17 protein-coding genes and 1 pseudogene are annotated in these 16,384 nt (G+C 64.2%); 12 read left to right on the forward strand and 6 right to left on the reverse strand.

Features of this window, described 5'->3' with window-relative positions:
* The first annotated feature begins 138 nt into the window (after positions 1 to 138).
* From HTIA_RS05585 to HTIA_RS05620, 8 genes and pseudogenes are all read left to right on the forward strand, one after another.
* A complete protein-coding gene (locus tag HTIA_RS05585) occupies positions 139 to 1,671 on the forward strand; it encodes a TrkH family potassium uptake protein (protein WP_044950714.1) in 1,533 nt (510 codons plus the stop codon).
* 122 nt (positions 1,672 to 1,793) lie between these two features.
* The gene (locus tag HTIA_RS05590) at positions 1,794 to 2,468 is read left to right on the forward strand and encodes a potassium channel family protein (protein ID WP_008528360.1); all 675 of its coding nucleotides are present in this window, start codon (positions 1,794 to 1,796) and stop codon (positions 2,466 to 2,468) included.
* A complete protein-coding gene (locus HTIA_RS05595) occupies positions 2,465 to 3,598 on the forward strand; it encodes a universal stress protein (RefSeq protein WP_008528362.1) in 1,134 nt (377 codons plus the stop codon). Before HTIA_RS05590 ends, HTIA_RS05595 begins: the two co-directional genes overlap by 4 nt.
* 3 nt (positions 3,599 to 3,601) lie before the next feature.
* Positions 3,602 to 3,957, forward strand: a pseudogene (locus HTIA_RS17405) (potassium transporter TrkG); the annotation flags it as partial.
* Positions 3,958 to 4,167: 210 nt separating this feature from the next.
* A complete protein-coding gene (locus tag HTIA_RS05605) occupies positions 4,168 to 4,857 on the forward strand; it encodes a potassium channel family protein (protein ID WP_008528367.1) in 690 nt (229 codons plus the stop codon).
* 86 nt (positions 4,858 to 4,943) lie between these two features.
* Positions 4,944 to 6,485, forward strand: coding sequence for a TrkH family potassium uptake protein (locus tag HTIA_RS05610; protein WP_008528368.1), 1,542 nt, complete (start codon positions 4,944 to 4,946; stop codon positions 6,483 to 6,485).
* Positions 6,482 to 6,700, forward strand: a complete 219-nt coding sequence (locus HTIA_RS05615; protein WP_008528370.1) for a hypothetical protein — start codon at positions 6,482 to 6,484, stop codon at positions 6,698 to 6,700. The genes HTIA_RS05610 and HTIA_RS05615 overlap by 4 nt, the downstream gene beginning before the upstream one ends.
* 160 nt (positions 6,701 to 6,860) lie before the next feature.
* A complete protein-coding gene (locus tag HTIA_RS05620; RefSeq protein ID WP_008528372.1) occupies positions 6,861 to 7,826 on the forward strand; it encodes a transcription initiation factor IIB in 966 nt (321 codons plus the stop codon).
* Between the two features lie 100 nt (positions 7,827 to 7,926).
* On the opposite strand, the gene HTIA_RS05625 is transcribed toward HTIA_RS05620, so the two are convergent.
* Both HTIA_RS05625 and HTIA_RS05630 read right to left on the reverse strand, forming a co-directional pair.
* Positions 7,927 to 8,268, reverse strand: a complete 342-nt coding sequence (locus HTIA_RS05625) for a DUF7521 family protein (RefSeq protein ID WP_008528373.1) — start codon at positions 8,266 to 8,268, stop codon at positions 7,927 to 7,929.
* The gene (locus HTIA_RS05630) at positions 8,265 to 8,618 is read right to left on the reverse strand and encodes a helix-turn-helix domain-containing protein (protein WP_008528374.1); all 354 of its coding nucleotides are present in this window, start codon (positions 8,616 to 8,618) and stop codon (positions 8,265 to 8,267) included. Before HTIA_RS05630 ends, HTIA_RS05625 begins: the two co-directional genes overlap by 4 nt.
* Positions 8,619 to 8,758: 140 nt before the next feature.
* Between HTIA_RS05630 and HTIA_RS05635 the strand changes: the two genes are divergently transcribed.
* Positions 8,759 to 10,738 (forward strand): heme-binding protein, encoded by a 1,980-nt coding sequence (locus tag HTIA_RS05635; RefSeq protein ID WP_020936125.1) that lies wholly within the window; start codon positions 8,759 to 8,761, stop codon positions 10,736 to 10,738.
* 49 nt (positions 10,739 to 10,787) lie between these two features.
* Positions 10,788 to 11,150: a hypothetical protein gene (locus HTIA_RS05640; RefSeq protein WP_008528375.1), complete on the forward strand. Its 363-nt coding sequence runs from the start codon at positions 10,788 to 10,790 to the stop codon at positions 11,148 to 11,150.
* Between the two features lie 43 nt (positions 11,151 to 11,193).
* Here the strand turns inward: HTIA_RS05640 and sufU are convergent, their stop codons facing one another.
* Positions 11,194 to 11,637, reverse strand: coding sequence for a Fe-S cluster assembly sulfur transfer protein SufU (gene sufU, locus HTIA_RS05645; protein WP_008528376.1), 444 nt, complete (start codon positions 11,635 to 11,637; stop codon positions 11,194 to 11,196).
* 214 nt (positions 11,638 to 11,851) lie between these two features.
* Between sufU and HTIA_RS05650 the strand changes: the two genes are divergently transcribed.
* A complete protein-coding gene (locus HTIA_RS05650) occupies positions 11,852 to 13,072 on the forward strand; it encodes a hypothetical protein (RefSeq protein WP_020936126.1) in 1,221 nt (406 codons plus the stop codon).
* Positions 13,073 to 13,271: 199 nt separating this feature from the next.
* On the opposite strand, the gene HTIA_RS05655 is transcribed toward HTIA_RS05650, so the two are convergent.
* The 3 genes from HTIA_RS05655 to HTIA_RS05665 form a co-directional block, all read right to left on the reverse strand.
* Positions 13,272 to 14,516, reverse strand: a complete 1,245-nt coding sequence (locus HTIA_RS05655) for an aminotransferase class V-fold PLP-dependent enzyme (RefSeq protein ID WP_008528379.1) — start codon at positions 14,514 to 14,516, stop codon at positions 13,272 to 13,274.
* Between the two features lie 147 nt (positions 14,517 to 14,663).
* Entirely contained in the window at positions 14,664 to 14,939 is a 276-nt protein-coding gene (locus tag HTIA_RS05660) for a hypothetical protein (protein ID WP_008528380.1), read from the reverse strand.
* Positions 14,940 to 14,953: 14 nt separating this feature from the next.
* Positions 14,954 to 15,481, reverse strand: coding sequence for a TQO small subunit DoxD (locus HTIA_RS05665; protein ID WP_008528382.1), 528 nt, complete (start codon positions 15,479 to 15,481; stop codon positions 14,954 to 14,956).
* A 312-nt stretch (positions 15,482 to 15,793) separates the two neighbouring features.
* Between HTIA_RS05665 and HTIA_RS05670 the strand changes: the two genes are divergently transcribed.
* Positions 15,794 to 16,339: an NUDIX hydrolase gene (locus tag HTIA_RS05670; protein WP_008528384.1), complete on the forward strand. Its 546-nt coding sequence runs from the start codon at positions 15,794 to 15,796 to the stop codon at positions 16,337 to 16,339.
* Positions 16,340 to 16,384: the final 45 nt, after the last annotated feature.

The following is a 16,384-nucleotide window of genomic DNA, read 5'->3' on the forward strand; positions in this document are numbered from 1 at the left end:
CAGAGACGGAATGTTGACCCAACTATGTCCGATTCACCTGCGTCGTTTCGATCCAGAATTGACCGATTGAGCGCCCCCACAGCGGCGAAAACAGTCCTCAGGGACATCGGTGCCCTCCAGGTACTCATCGGGCTGTTGATGCTGATTCCGTTCGTCGTGTCGCTGCTCTACGGGGAGTGGTACAGTGCCGTTTCGTTTCTTATCGGATCAGGTGTCACGGCACTCGTCGGCGGCGTGACGTACAAACTGTGTGAAGACGCGCCCGAGCCAAAGCGCCATCACGCGATGATCGTCGCGGCGCTCGGGTGGCTCGTCACGGCGGCGTTCGGTGCCGTCCCGTTTATTGTCGCGGCCTACATCACGCCCGAGGGAGTCCTCAACTCGTTCATCCCGGCGGGGGCGGATTATGCGCGTTCGAGCCTCCTCAACTTCCGGGATCCGCTGCACGCCTTCTTCGAGAGCGTGAGTGGGTACACGACGACCGGCCTGACGATGAGCGTCCACGAACCTTCGATCGGCCACGGCTTTCTGTGGTATCGCTCCCAGATGCAGTGGATCGGCGGCGCGGGGATGATCGTCCTCTCGCTGGCGATCCTTCGCCAACCGCACGGCACGGCCGGTATCTCGCTCTATCGCTCGGAGGGCCGCGACGAGAAGCTGCGGCCGAGCATCGCGGGAACGGCCAAGGCGATCTGGAAGATCTACCTCGGGGTCACTGCGTTGCTTGCCGTCTATCTCGCGGCGGCGACGTTTCTCGTCCAGCCGGGCTACGGAATCGAGAACACGATCTTCGACGCGCTCAACCACGCGATGACCGGCCAGTCCACCGGCGGGTTCAGTACCCTCGATAACTCCATCGCTGGCTATGGCTCCTACGCGATGGAACTCGTCCACATCCCCGCGATGATCACCGGGGCGATCGCGATCCCGGTCTACTACGGCGCGATCTCCGAGCGCGACATCCGGGAGTTCACCCGCGACCCGCAGGTTCGGCTGCTGTTCGGGATGTTCGTCGTCGGCGTGATCGGCCTGACGGCCTTCCTGGCCCGCTGGGTCGGCGTCCCCTATCACGGCGACCCGATCGGCTACGTCGGCCGCGTGGCGACGAGCAAAGCGTTCCGTGATGGCCTCTTCCAGTTCATCAGCGCACAGAGCACAACTGGGTGGCAGACCTCCGCGATCGGCGACTGGGTCCCCGGCGGCGTGATGTTCATCGTCTTCGGGGCGATGCTGCTGGGCGGGTCCGCCGGGGCGACCGTCGGCGGGATCAAGATCCTCCGCGGGTACATCCTCGCCCGCGGGATCGGCTGGGAAGTCTCCCGGTCGTTCCTCCCGGAGCACGCGATCGAGGACCTCCGCATCGGGGATCGGATCTTCACGGCCGAGGAAGCAAACGACGAGATCCGGGCCGCCGCGACGCTGGCCGTTGCCTACCTCGTCGTGTTGGGCCTCTCGCTGTTCGTCCTCCTTGCCGTCTTACCGTCGGAGTTCACGCTTGCGGACGCGATCTTCGAGGTCGCGACGGCACAGGGGACCGTCGGACTCTCCTCGGGCATCACCGGACCGGGGATGCCCGCCGTCGCCGAGATCCTCTTCATCGTCCAGATGTGGATGGGCCGCCTGGAGATCATCCCGATCCTGGTCCTGATTTCGAGCCTCTTCAGGCGGTGATCGAGCATGCGCTACCGACCACCATCCAGTCGATCCGTCCACGACGTTCCGGGACCGCCCCCTGCCGGACGACTTCAGCCCGCCCGCACAGTTTCCCAACCGTCACCCACACCACAGCACCAATGTACGTAATCGTCGTCGGCGCAGGCCGTACGGGAAGTACCGTCATCGAACTCGCGACCCGGGACGACCACGAGGTGGTCGTCGTCGAGCGCATTCCGGAACTCGCCGAGGAGGTGAGTACGAACTACGACTGTCTGGTCATCAACGCGGACGCAGCCTCGAAGGACATCCTTGCGGAGGCTGGCATCGAGGAGGCGGACGCCCTCATCTCGACGACCGCCAGTGACTCGACGAACCTCATGATCAGCATGTTCGGCAAGCAGTACGGCGTCGAGACGCTCGTGAGTTCGATCAACGATCCCGAGAACATCGAGCTGTTCGAGGATCTCGGCGTCAACATCGTCGAGAGCCCCCACCGACTCAACGGCCAGTACCTCTACCGGGCCGTCCAGCACCCGGCAATTCAGGACTTCATGTCGATCGCCGGCGAGGCCGAGATCTTCGAGGCGTCGGTCGAAGCCGGCGCGCCGATCGCCGGGCTGAGCCTGATCGACGCCGACCGGGAGGACTTGCTGCCCGAGGAGACGATCATCGTCGCCATCGTCCGGGCGAACGGTGAGTTGCTCATCCCGCAGGGTGAGACCGAGTTCCAGGCTGGCGACACCGTCACGATCTTCGCCAGGAACGGGGCTCGAAACGGGATCACCGAGCAGTTCGTAGGTGACGGCCCATGACTGACGAGCCACCCGACGTGCGGATCACCGTCGATAGCGAGAGTGACGGTTCGGAGTCCGACCCGTACCTCCACGAGGGGCCGCGAGTTCACACGCCGGAGCATACCCTCGTCGTCCCCGTCACCGAGACGCTACTCGATGGGAGTTCCGGGATCGACGTCCAGCGGTTCCTCCGGACGGCGACGGCACTCGCGGCGGACAACGACGGCCGGGTGTTACTGTTCGGCGTCGAGGCTGTCGGGAGCGAGTCGGCCCTGGAAACTGTCCGGGAACACAGCCGGACGGCCCAGCCGGCCGACGACCGGGACGCCGTCGTCGAGACCGTCGAGAAACGCCGCCGGCAACTCGCACAGATCGCGGACGTGGCCCACCAGCTGGATCCGGAGGTTCCGGTCCATGCGGTCGTCCGGGCGACCACGGACACCACGGCGGCGATTCTCGACGCAGGCGACGACAGCAGTGGTACGGCGATCCTGCTGGCCCGCGGGACTGGCCTCGACGACGGGTGGCTCCTCGCCCGGAGTACGGTCGATGTCGTCCTGGCGGACGCCGAGTGTAACGTGTTCGTCGAGAACATCGGCTCGCCCGGCGGGGACAACGCCCTGTACGTGCCGGACGTCTCGGAGCACGTCGTCGCGTCGCTCTCGGAGTCGGACGCGGAGCCGATCGATTCGATCCTCCTGGCGGTCAACGACGGACCACACGCGGCCCTCGCAACAGAAGCGGCACGGGCCGTAGCCAGCGCGGCCGACGCCTCGATCACCGTTCTGCACGTCGTCTCTGACGAGGACGGTCCCCAGGCGACATCCGATGGGTATGACCTGCTGAAGTTCACCGAGAGCATCATCGGCGAGGATGTGCCGGTCGAGACGGAACTCAGAGAAGCGGCCGACGAGACCGAGGAGATCCTCGCGGAAGCGACGGCCCACGACGTCGTCACGATCGGCGCCCCCGAGGAGCAGTCCCGGCTGGAGGGGCTCGTGTTCAACTCCATCCAGCAAACGCTTTCGACACAGAGTGAGGCCACTGTCCTCATGGCCCGAGACACCGATCGAACGATGCGCTCGCTCTATTACCGATGGAAGAACGGTATCGAGTCGGCCGACGAGGAAAGCGAGTCGACTAACTGACTCAAACCGCGGACGGCAGTTCGGTATCTCCAGATCGGCGATCGTCGACTCGACGAGGAGCAGGCCAATCGGGAATTCACCGAGGCGGCGGTGGTCACCATCCTCTGGATTTCGTTTCTCGCGATCGGCGTCGCCGTCCACTTCGCGTGTTGTCCCCCGACCATCCCCTCGAATACGTCATCTTCGACGTGATGAGCGCCCAGAGCAACGTCGGGCTCGACTCCGGGACCACCGGACCGACCATGCCCGCCACCGCCAACAGAATGTTGATCGTCAACATGTGGGTCGGTCGCCTGGAGATCATCCCCATCGCGGTGTTGCTCGGGGCGATCTTCCAGCGCTTGGATCTGTTTCGATAACGAACACGTGGACGACGACTGACCGATACGACTCGGTGAGATAACCGCAATTGGGGCGTGAAAGCGTGCTGTGTGGCCGGGACCGGTGTCGTCGGCAACTTCGTCATCTATTAACCGATCCATCCAGTGCATCCGTCCATGAACGGAGTCGTCGCGACGAACGGACGTTCCGAACGCCTCGAACGCGCGAGGCAGGGGGCTTGATCGCGCATGTACATCGTCATCGTGGGCGCGGGCGACATCGGCACGCCACTCATCGAGATTGCGACGCGATCCGGCAACGAGGTCGTCGTCATCGAGCGCGACACCGAGCGGGCCAATCGGGCCGCGGACCGTTTCGACTGTCTCGTCCTCGAAGCCGACGCCACCACCAACGCGACGCTCGAAGACGCAGGCATCGAGCGGGCCGACGCCGTCGTCTCGACGACCGACCGGGACGCGACCAACGTCATGGTGTGTCTGCTCGCCAAGGAGTACGGCGTGCCGTCGATCCTCTCGGTCGTCCACGATCCCGAGCACATGAACCTCTTCGAGCAGATCGGCGTCAACACGATGGAGAATCCCCAGCAACTCATCGCCGAGTACCTCTATCGGGCGGTCGCACGTCCTGCGATCGTCGACTACATGCGCATCGGCGACCAGGCGGAAGTCTTCGAGATCAGCGTCACGGAGAACGCACCTGTCGCGGGGAAGACCCTCCAGGAGACTGCCGACGAGGATTTACTTTCGGACGACATACTCATCGTCGCGATCGAACGTGACGGTGCGAACGCGCCGATCACACCGCGTGGGAACACGACCATCCATGCGGGCGATGTCCTGACCGTCTACTCGGCCGTGGGAGCCGAACCGGAGATCACGGACATCTTCGGCCATTACGAAGATCGGGTCGACGAGTGAGACAGGATGAGTACAGGATCGAAGCCTAACCGGCGCAATCGGACACTGGCGGCGAACGCCACCGCGGGCACCGCGGGGACACAACCATGAACCGGACGACGGCGACCATCGGACGCGACGTCGGACGGATCCTCGAAGCACTCGGCGGGCTGATGGCCGTCTCGGTGGTCGTCCCGCTCGTCTGGGGCGAGTGGTTCGGGGTACTGGCCTTCGGAGTGGCTGGGATCGTCCCGTTCGCCGTCGGTTACGGACTCCACCATCGGTTCAGGGACGCCGACTCGCCCTCGCGGCTGCACGGCATGATCGTCGCCGCGACGGGGTGGCTGTTCGTGGGCGTCTTCGGGTCGGTTCCCTTCTTGCTGGTCGCCTGGGGCGTCCACCTCGGCCTCCCGACGGGGCTGGAAGGGACGCCGACACTCGCGGCCTTCCGGGACCCGCTGAACGCCATCTTCGAGAGCATGAGCGGCTTCACCGGGACCGGCCTGACGATGACCGACAACGAGGAAGTCCTCCCGCGGACGCTGCAGTGGTGGCGGACGTTCAGTGAGTGGATCGGCGGCGTGGGCGTGATCGTCCTCACGACGGCGATCCTGTCCCGACCCGGATCTGGGTCGCTCACCCTCTACAAAAGTGAGGCGCGATCCGAGAAGATCCACCCGAGCATCGTCTCGACGGTCCGGACGATCTGGTGGATTTTCATCCTCTTTACGTTCGTCTCGATCCTCGCGCTATTCGCGGCCGGCATGCCGCTCTGGGACGCGATCAACCACGCGATGACCGGGCTGGCGACGGGCGGGTTCTCGATCACCGACAACTCGATTGCGACCTACGACAGCGCCGTGATCGACGGCGTGTTGATCCCGATCATGCTGCTCGGCTCGATTGCCTTCCCGGTCCACTACCTCATCCTGCAGGGCGACATCCGGAACCTCTACGAGGATCTCCAGACCCGGTGGGTGTTCATCTACATGAGTCTGGGGTCGGCGTTGCTGGGGGCGTTCCTCTACGTCGGTCCCTACGACACCCCCCTGTCCGCGCTGCGCTACAGCGGCTTTCAGTTCGTCTCGGCGGCGACCTGTACGGGCTTTCAGACCGCCGTCGACACGACGAACGTCGCCCTGGGTTCGTGGCCGGCCCAGGCCCAGCTGCTGGTGGCCTTCGGCATGTTCGTCGGCGGGGCAGCGGGGTCGACCGTCGGCGGGATCAAACTCATCCGTGGATTGACCCTGATCAAGGGGATTCGCTACAAGATCGGTGACGTGTTCTACCCCGACAGCGCCGTCCGTCGGCTCGACATCGACGGGCGTCGGCTCACCGAAGAAGAAGTCAACCGGGAGTTCGTCGAGGCGGCGATCATCGCCGTCCTCTGGACGACGTTTCTCGTCGTCGGCACGTTTCTCTTGCTGGTCGTCTTGCCCGCAGAGGAGTTCTCGCTTTCGAACGCGTTCTTCGAGGTCGCCAGCGCCCAGGGCAACGTCGGCCTCTCCTCGGGTATCACCGGGCCTGAATCGCTCCCGACCCTCGGCAAAATATCCTTCCTCGGACACATGTGGATCGGTCGCCTGGAGATCATCCCCGTCCTGGTCGCGCTTCGGACGCTGTTGCGTCGCGGGGGGATGTATCAATGAAGTTCTCGAAGATGCCGTTCGTCTCGGCCGTCCTCGAGTCCGGGGCCGACGACCACGTCTACGACGGACTGTTGCTGATTGGTCCCGTCGTGATTCTCCTGATCGCGGTCCTCGAACCCATACTCGCCCTCTCCGGGGTCGCCCAAGCGCTCGCGATCGCGTACGTGACGGCGTTCGTCGTCTACGTGCTCTATCGCGGTGTACGTGCGAACTGAGGGCGTCGATCTCGTATGGCCGCCGTTCACCCGAACTGGAACGAATCCGATCGACCCTGAAGGGGACCAGTCAATCGGGCAGTGAATTGCCCTACTTGGTATGTGAACTGAAAGTATGCCAAAGCCTTAAGTGTGATTACACTGCTACTATATAAGTGCGATGACACGGTCTACCCGCCAGCGGGAGCGCGAGCGCGAATCCGAGACCGAAACCGACGAACAAGAGGGGGTGGAGGAGTGTCCGGAGTGCGGATCCGATAGCCTGGTGAAGGACGCGGACCGGGGTGAGTTGATCTGTGAGGACTGTGGGCTGGTCGTCGAGGAGGGCAACATCGACCCCGGCCCCGAGTGGCGGGCGTTCAACCACCAGGAACGCCAGGAGAAGTCCCGCGTGGGTGCGCCGACGACCCAGACGATGCACGACAAGGGGCTGACGACCACTATCGACTGGAAGGACAAGGACGCCTACGGCCGGTCGATCTCGAGCAAGAAGCGCAGCCAGATGCACCGCCTGCGAAAGTGGCAGGAACGCATCCGGACGAAGGACGCCGGCGAGCGCAACCTCCAGTTCGCCCTGAGCGAGATCGACCGGATGGCCTCGGCGCTGGGCGTCCCCCGTTCGGTTCGGGAGGTCGCCTCGGTCATCTATCGCCGGGCGCTGGACGACGACCTCATCCGTGGCCGATCGATCGAGGGCGTCGCCACCTCGGCGCTGTATGCCGCCTGTCGGAAAGAAGGCATCCCCCGCAGCTTAGAGGAGATCAGCGAAGTATCGCGGGTCGAACGCAAGGAGATCGGCCGCACCTATCGGTACATCTCCCAGGAACTCGGCCTCGAGATGGAGCCCGTCGACCCCAAGAAGTACGTCCCCCGGTTCTGTTCGGAACTCGAACTGAGCGAGGAAGTCCAGAGCAAAGCCAACGAGATCATCGAGACCACCGCCGAGAAGGGGCTGCTGTCGGGCAAATCCCCGACGGGCTACGCCGCCGCCGCGATCTACGCCGCCTCGCTCCTGTGCAACGAGAAGAAGACCCAGCGGGAGGTCGCCGACGTCGCCCAGGTGACGGAAGTCACGATCCGCAACCGGTATCAGGAGCAGATCGAGGCGATGGGCATCCACAGCTGAGTTTTCACGCTGCTCGATCGAACCCGTCCCGTCGACGGTTCTCGTCCATCACTCCCGGCCAGCGAACGACGAGCGCGAAAAGAGCAAGTGCCCCGCCCGCTCAGGGACGGCGATACAGCGAGTAGGTGATGAACGCGAGCCCGACGAACTGCGAGACCCGGGCGAGGAGGCGGATCGGGGTTTCGAAGTTCGACGGGAAAACGTCCCATCGAAGCAACAGCGTCCCGAAGGCCGCCACCGAGAACGACACCGCCGTCAACAGGATGAGCCCGATCGAGAGGTATCGCATCGACGTACTCTCGTGGCGGCGAAAACCCCGGTAGGCCTGGTAGCCGATCACCAACCCCAGGACAGCGGAGGCCAGCGGAATCGAGATAGTAGCGACCTCGACGGGGTCGACAGCGCCGACGAGCGGGGACGGAAACGCTGTCGCGGCGATCATAGGTCTTGCCACATCCTGGTGAAGCGATCGGCCGGGTCTTCCTCGGCCGGTTGGCGTCGTTCGAGTTCGACCCGGTACTCACCGTCGTCGAAGGTGACGGTCACCGACTCCAGGCGGGAGACGTAGACGCTGTAGTGGTGGCCGTCCGGATCGAACTGCGTCTGTTCGTCGATCAGATCGTGAGTTTTCAGCCGGTCGACGCGCCGGTAGATCGTCGAGTCCGAGGCGTCACAGTGCTGGCTGAGTCGTTCTGCTGACATGGGTTGGGCACTCGTGGCTGCGAGGATTTCGCGGGCGTAGTCGTCCTCGAGGAGGGCGAGCAATTCGGCGTCGTCGCTGTCGCCGCTCACGACCCAGACTCACTGCGCGGACGCTTAAAAACCCGCCCCCGACTGCCGAGGCTGGGACCGTGGCCCCCTCGATTGGCGACTTCGAGGCGGCATTCGACGCGAGGGCAAGGTTCCTTATCGGCCGGAACCAACGGACTGGCATGGTCAGACGACGCGCACCGCCGACGGTCGAAGGCTGGTACGCACTCCACGAGTTCAGAACGATCGACTGGGACGCCTGGCGCGAGGCCCCCGAGCGAGTTCGCGAGCGTGCGATCACCGAGGGCGAGACGTTCTTCGCGGACGCTATCGGTGTCACCGACGCTGCTGCGGGCGATTCGGCCGTCTACGCGATGCTCGGCCACGAGGCCGACCTCCTGGTGGTCCACCTCCGGCCGACGACGGCCGACGTCGAGCGCCTGACGCGGCGCTTCGAGCACACTGCTTTCGCCGGCTTCACCGAGCCGACCGACTCCTTCGTCTCCGTGACGGAAGCCTCGGGGTACTCAGAGAAGGGCCGGGAGTTCATCGAAGGCGAGGTCGAGGACGACTCCGGACTGGCGCGGTACATGCGCTCGCGCATCGAACCCGAGATCCCCGACGCCGAACACGTCAGCTTCTACCCGATGGACAAGCGCCGGGACCCCGAGTACAACTGGTACGATCTGCCCTTCGAAGAGCGCGCCGAGCACATGGACGCTCACGGCGATATCGGGCGGGAGTACGCCGGGAAGGTGACCCAGATGATCACCGGCGCGATCGGGATGGACGACTGGGAGTGGGGCGTGACGCTGTGGGCCGACGACCTCACCGACGTCAAGGAACTCCTCTACGAGATGCGATTCGACCCCTCCAGTTCGAAGTACGCCGAATTCGGCCCGTTCTGGATCGGCCGAAAGATGGCACCCACCGACCTCGCTGCCTACATGGCCGGCGAGCCGATCGCGGGCGACGGTGACCACTCCGCGGCGGACCACTCGACCGTCCCCGCGACGCCCGAGGACGCTGCCGAGAGTGACAGCGAACACCACGCTGGCGACGACACCCACGGTGACGACGGCCATCCCGCTGCCGACGGCGAGTCCTCCGACGACACAGACGACGGCCATCCCGGCAGCGGCGGGCGACCGTCGGTCGGCGACGTCTCGTATTCGACGGTCGAGGACCTGCCCGAGCGGCTCTTCCAGCTCGGGCTGCGGGCGGGCGACGATTACGAGGGCGGCGAGTACGGGCTGCTGTTCTATGCCGAGGCCGACGCCAAGGAACTCGCCGAGGAGGTCGCGGGGCTCAGGGAGAACTTCGATCACTACGACCGCCACGTCGCCACGCTCGTGCGAGCCTCCGGCGGACGGTCGGCCGTCGTCTCGGTCTGGACCGCCGAGGAGGCCGCCGAGACGGCGGCGGGTTTCCTGGGCGACCTCCCTGGAATCACCGAACAATACGGGGGCGTCCTCGAGGCCGAAAACGAGGCGGACGGCGGCGTCGAAGAAGACCACGGCGCGACCACCGAGGCAGGAACGGACGAGGCCACAGCCGCGTCTGTCCGGGACGAACTTTCCGAGGCCGGCGTCTACGCTGGCCAGCCTCACGGCGAGGACGTCTACGCGATGGTCGTCTACGCCGAAGCCGACGCCGACGAACTCGTCGAACCGGTCAGCGAACTCCGGGACCGTTTCGCCGAGACCGAGGGCCACGTCAGGACCGCGATCTACGAACCCGAAGTGGGGGAGGTGACCACGGTCGGCGACAGCGAAGCGACCGCGGTCGTCAGCCTCTGGGAGGGGGCGGCCGACGCCGAGTCCGCGGCCGACACCCTGGCGGAGTTGCCGGGCGTGCTTGCCCGCGCCGGCGAGGGCGACGGATTTGGCACGATGGGGATGTTCTACCGGGTCAAGCCCGACTACCGCGAGGAGTTCGTCGAGACCTTTGGCGTCGTCGGCGAGAAACTCGCCAAGATGGACGGCCACCGAGGGACGGCGTTGCTAGTCAACGACGACGACGCGACCGACATGTTCATCGCCTCGAACTGGGACGCCCGCGAGGACGCCATGGCCTTCTTCCGCTCGGATGACTTCCGGGAGACCGTCGAATGGGGCAGGGAGGTCCTGGCCGACCAGCCACGCCACGTCTTCCTGGCGTGATCGGCCTACCGACGCCAGCCCTCAAGTGTATCGCTCCCCAGGGCGAGGTATGCCCACCGACAACGACGAGGGGTCAGCAGTCCCTCCCGGTTCCGACGATGTCGACGACGTGCCGATGATCACCTGTGAGCGCTGCGGGCGCGAGTGGAACCTGACCTACGAACTCGACGAGCTGGCCGTCGGCAACCAGGCGCTCGAACAGTTCGCCCTGGATCATCAGCGCCATACCGGGCACTTCCCCGACGGCGTCTCGACCTGGCAGGCCGACTGTCGACAGTGTCCCGAGTCAGTCCAGCGTCTCGACGAGCGCGGGGCGCGACGGTGGGCACAGACCCACGCCAGACACACCGATCATGCGGTCGAGGTCACGCACGCCGACGAGGAGTCGGCGCTGATCGAGCGATCCGAGTGAACGAAAAGACGGCCAGCGTGACCCGGCGAAGCCGACCGATCAGCTACTCCTCGTGGACGTCGTCGTCTTCAGTACTCGTCGCGTCGAGGTCCTTCTCGCCGAAGTAGATCTCCGCGCCGTCCTGGGCGACCTTTTCGGCGAGGACGGCACACTTCACGCGCATCGGCGAGATGTCCACCCCGAGCATGTCGATGACGTCGTCGCGATCTAGTCCTTCCAGCTCCTCGATCGTCATGCCCTGAAGCCGTTCGGAGAGCATCGACGCCGAGGCCTGGGAGATCGCACACCCGTCGCCGCGGAAGGCCACGGCTTCGATAGTCTCCTCGTCGTCGTCGTCGAGGACGACGTCCATCTCGATAGTGTCGCCACACATCGGGTTCTCGCCGACGTGCGTGAACGTCGCGTCCTCGAGCTCCCCGTGATTCCGGGGGTTCTTGTAGTGATCGAGGATCTGCTGTCGGTACATGTCGCTGCCACCGATTCCCATAGTATCCCGCGGTAGGCGATACCGGCCGAAAAACGTTCCGCTGGCGGCGTTGTCACCTGACGTGACGCCGGCGCTGAAAGTGGCCGAAAAGCGTATTATTAATACACTACAACGAGATAACACACAAAAGGGAGTGGTCCCGGCGGGAGCGACACCAATGTTCGACAGAGTGAACGACCTATCCGACTCGTTGATTGGGGGTGGAGACGGCGACGTGGATCTCGACCCGACCGCGTTCGCCGAGTTGCTGGAAAACGGCGAACAGCCCCAGCACGTGCTGGCGAGCGACAGCGTCGAGCACGAAACGGACGGCCGGACGACGACCGTCGAGCCCGAGGGTGACCACGCCGCGTATCTCCTCGTGACCGACGAGCGGGTCGTGATCCTCCTCGGCGATCAACCCGACGAGGCCGAGATCGCCTTCGAGATGGACACGATCACGACCTGCGACGTCGACTCCGGGTTGTTAAACGAGACAGTGGTCGTCGGCCACGACGCGGAGTCAGTCACCTTCTCGCCGACCGCAGGCGACCTCGAAACCACGGCGACGTACGTCGAGACCGTCGCCGAGACCTACCGGACGGTCGAGGGGGCCATCGAGACCGCCATGGAGCGTCTCGAGGCCCTGGAAGAACGTATCCGCGAGGACGAACCGACGGAGAACCGCCTGGTTCGCACCCGCTCGAAACTCTCGGAAGCGCGCCACGAGGCAGCCAACGCCGAGTTGGCCCCGCGCGAGAAGTTGGGTGAGCGCGTGACTGAAGCCGAAGCGGAGTTCGAACGGCGATACGTCACGACCTGGCTCGACCGCGGTGAGGAAGCTCTCGAAACGGCGGAATCGGCGAGCGAGGGCGACTACGAAACCTTCTGTGAGGCCTACACGACCGCGGCCACTGCGGCCGACACGCTCGGGAACGTCGACGAACGCTTCGATCACGTGCCTGAGTCCCTGCTCGATCGCGTCGACGCTCTGGTGGAGGGTGTCAGCGGTCTCGACACCCGCTACGTCGAGGCGACCCGGAACGCAATTGACGCCGCGGAGGACGCCGACGATCCGGAGACGGCAGTGTCTCACTGGCTCGAGGCCTACCGGCGGTACGCAGCCGCTCACGAGGCAGACTGGGAGCGAACGGCCGACCTCCCGGAGCTATCAACCGAGTACGAACTCGAAGACGTCGCCGAACACACCGTCGAAGCGCTCGTCGAACACGCCGAGCAGTTGGAAGACGAGGGGGAGAACCGCGAGGACGAGGACGCCGAGGCGGCCCGCTCGCTGTACGAGGACGCAGCCGAGCGGCTCAAAAGCGCACAGGGAATCGCCGAGGAGTGGACGTCCGTCGACAGTGCGGACGCCTTCGAGACACAACTGGCGACCCTCGAAGAGAAAGTCGACCGCACCAAGTGGGAGTGGGGATCGCCCGGCGACACTGAGTAACGGAAGCCGTGACCGGCGAAACGCGGCCACAGGCCGCGTCTGCTTACCCGAACAGCTCTCGCGCGTCGTCGATCGCCACGCCACCTTTTTCCCGCTCGGGTCGCCTTCGGCGACCACTCGCGGCAAAAATCTGGACCAAAAACCCGGTCCCTCGAAACCGCCTCGGGACCGGCGAAACGCGGCCACAGGCCGCGTATGCTTACCCGAATAGCTCTCGCGCGTCATCGATCGCTTCGATCAGCACGTCGATCTCCTCGCGCGTGTTGTAGAGGTAAAACGACGCTCGGGCAGTCGCAGCCACGCCGAGTTTGTCGTGTAGGGGCTGCGTGCAGTGATCGCCGGCCCGGATTGCGACCGCGTAGTCGTTGAGAATCGAAGAGAGGTCGTGGGCATGGACGGATTCTAGGTTGAACGAGACCAGACCGCCGCGTTCCTCGCCGGCGGGCGGACCGTAGATCTCGATGTCGTCGAACTCGCCCAGCCGGTCGATGGCGTACTGGGCGAGTTCGTTCTCGTGGCGGGCGATTCGGTCCATCCCGATCTCCTCGAGGTAGTCGGCGGCCTCCGCCAGGGCGATTCCCTGGGCGATCTTCGGCGTGCCGGCCTCGAACTTCCAGGGGAGTTCGTTCCAGGTCGCGTCATCGAAAGTTACCTTCGTGATCATGTCGCCGCCGTAGTTGAACGGCTCCATGTCCTCTAAGATGGCCTGCTTGCCGTAGAGACACCCGATCCCGGTCGGGCCAGCCATCTTGTGACCCGAGAACGCGTAGAAGTCGGCGTCGATGGCCGCGACGTCGACCGGCCGGTTGGGCACCGCCTGGGCACCGTCGACGAAGATCAGGGCGTCCTCGGCGTGGGCCATCTCGGCGAGGTCGGCGACGGGGTTGATCGTCCCGAGCGTGTTCGAGACGTGGACCACCGAAACCATCGCCGTCTCGGGGCCGATCAATTCCTTGGCGTGGTCGATGTCGAGATGCCCGTCGTCTGTCACGCGGATGTACCGGACCGTCGCGCCGGTCCGCTTGGCGATCTGTTGCCAGGTCACCAGCGAGGCGTGGTGTTCCATCTCGGTGAGGACGACCTCGTCGCCCGGACCGAGTTCGTTCAGCCCCCAGGCGTAGGCCACCAGGTTCTCGGACTCTGTGGTGTTGCCGGTGAAGACGAGTTCCTCGCGACCGCTCGCGCCGACGAACTCGGCCATTCGGTCGTGGGCCGCCTCGTAGGCCACACTGGCTTCCTGACTGAGGTGGTGGAGTCCGCGGTGGACGTTGGCGTTGTAGTGCTCGTAGTACTCGGAGATGGCGTCGATGACCCGCTGGGGCGTCTGGGTCGTCGCGGCGTTGTCGAGGTAGACCAGCGGCGTCCCGTCGAACTCCCGCTCCAAGACGGGGAAGTCCGTCCGGATGGCCGAGACGTCGAGGTCCCCGGATTCGCGTACCGTCATTGGGGGGACTCGGGGACCGAGACTCAACTTTCCTTCGGTCGACCTAGAAACGGTGGACGGCCGCAAAATGGACCGGCGACGTGACCGTCTGCTTCACGGTGCGGTCGTCGAACGACCGGTCGACTCGCCAACGGCTCGTGTTCGTGTTCAGATACTACGCTGGCCCAGCAGTCCGCGGACGAGGACCACGTAGATGGCGTACAGCATCAGGATCACGCCACCAATGGTGATCAGCAGGGCGCGCCAGTACGGGTCGATCGTGACGCCTGCGGCGACCGATCCGTCGGCGATCGGGCTGTACGGTTTGCCGCTGAAGACCTCGATGAGACCGAGAATGACGACGCCGAGGATCATGAGACCCCCGCCGAGCGCCATCGCGATCTGATCGGCCAGCGTTTCGTCGGTGTTAGTTGTTGTTGACATTTTTTATCACCTCGTTAGCCTAGTAGGTACCGCATCCAGGGGTTATTCTGGACGAATACGGTTCGTTCGAGTATCGCGTCGATCCCCCAGATGCGACCAGCAGCCAGGACGATCATCGTGACGAACAACAACAGTCCCATCATGTCGCTGTTGACGAACCCGTGGCCCCAGCCGCGGTTGGTCGTCACGAAGAAGATCATCAGGAACGCGCCGAAAAAGGACGCGAGCCTGACGAGACACCCGACCAGCAGTCCGAGTCCGATCAGAGTCTCACCGACCGGGATCATGAACTGGACGATTCCGTAGGGAATCCCGGACTGGAAGAGGTTCATGATCGGCGAGAGGACGAGTCCCTTCTGTGCGACGAACCAGCTGGCATTGTAGGAGACGCCACTCTCAAGTATCTTCGTGAAGCCGGCGTGGAAGAACCACCAGCCGACCATCAATCGCAACAGGAACGTCCAGTAGGCCAACCACCGGCCTCCTATTTCGTACGATACGTCCGTCCCGAACAGTGTCGTATCCACCTCAGTGTTTACCATTACTACCTACCTCACACACACACCTTCAACACAATCACGTATTAATGGGAAACGCTATTTTCAGGATCTGGGAACTATCGTCAAATCAGTCCACTAACGAATCAAATATTCGGTAATCCGAATACTGCAATGGAGAAGGGGTTCACGATTCAAAGGGCCCGTTTCGGTTCCTGAATATGGGTTGCATAACAGATATAGGTAATACTTGGGATCGTTATATTATTATCTTTCCTGTGGATTCATGAGCCGCGAAAACACCGCCCTTCACACGGCGGTCCGAGCGTTTATCGCCGGGCCACGCGAATCCTCGGTATGGACGAGAGATTGGCCTGGGAAACGCTGGCGGCTGAGACCGCCTACACCTGCGAGGGCTTCGACGTCATTACCGAGACGGTCCGACTGCCCGACGGCACCGAAACCGAGTTCGACTATCTCTCGGAGGGCGAAAGCGTCGTCATCCTGCCACTGACACCGGACGGCGACGTCGTCGTCATCGAGGAGTGGCGGCAAGCGGTCAGGCGAGTCAACTACAGCCTGCCGGCCGGCAGCGTCGAGTCCGAAGACGACGATCTCCGGACCACAGTCGCGCGTGAACTCGAAGAAGAGACCGGCTACGAACCCGGCGACGTGACCCACCTGACGACCGTCGAGCCCGCAAACGGCTTCTCGGACGCCGTCTTTCAGTATTTCCTCGCCGAGGACTGCATGCCGACCGGCGAGCGTGACCTCGATTACAACGAGTCGATTCAGGTCACGACGACGACCGTTCAATCGCTCCGCGAAGCAGCCAGCAACGACGCGTTACGTGACGGCCGGACGATGCTCGGCGTGCTGTACTACGCGGCCGTCGAACGCTGAGAACGAGCGATGTCAGCCCGCCCAGAGCAGACGACCGGCGGCGCA

The organism is Halorhabdus tiamatea SARL4B (assembly GCF_000470655.1).
Taxonomy (GTDB): Archaea; Halobacteriota; Halobacteria; order Halobacteriales; family Haloarculaceae; genus Halorhabdus; species Halorhabdus tiamatea.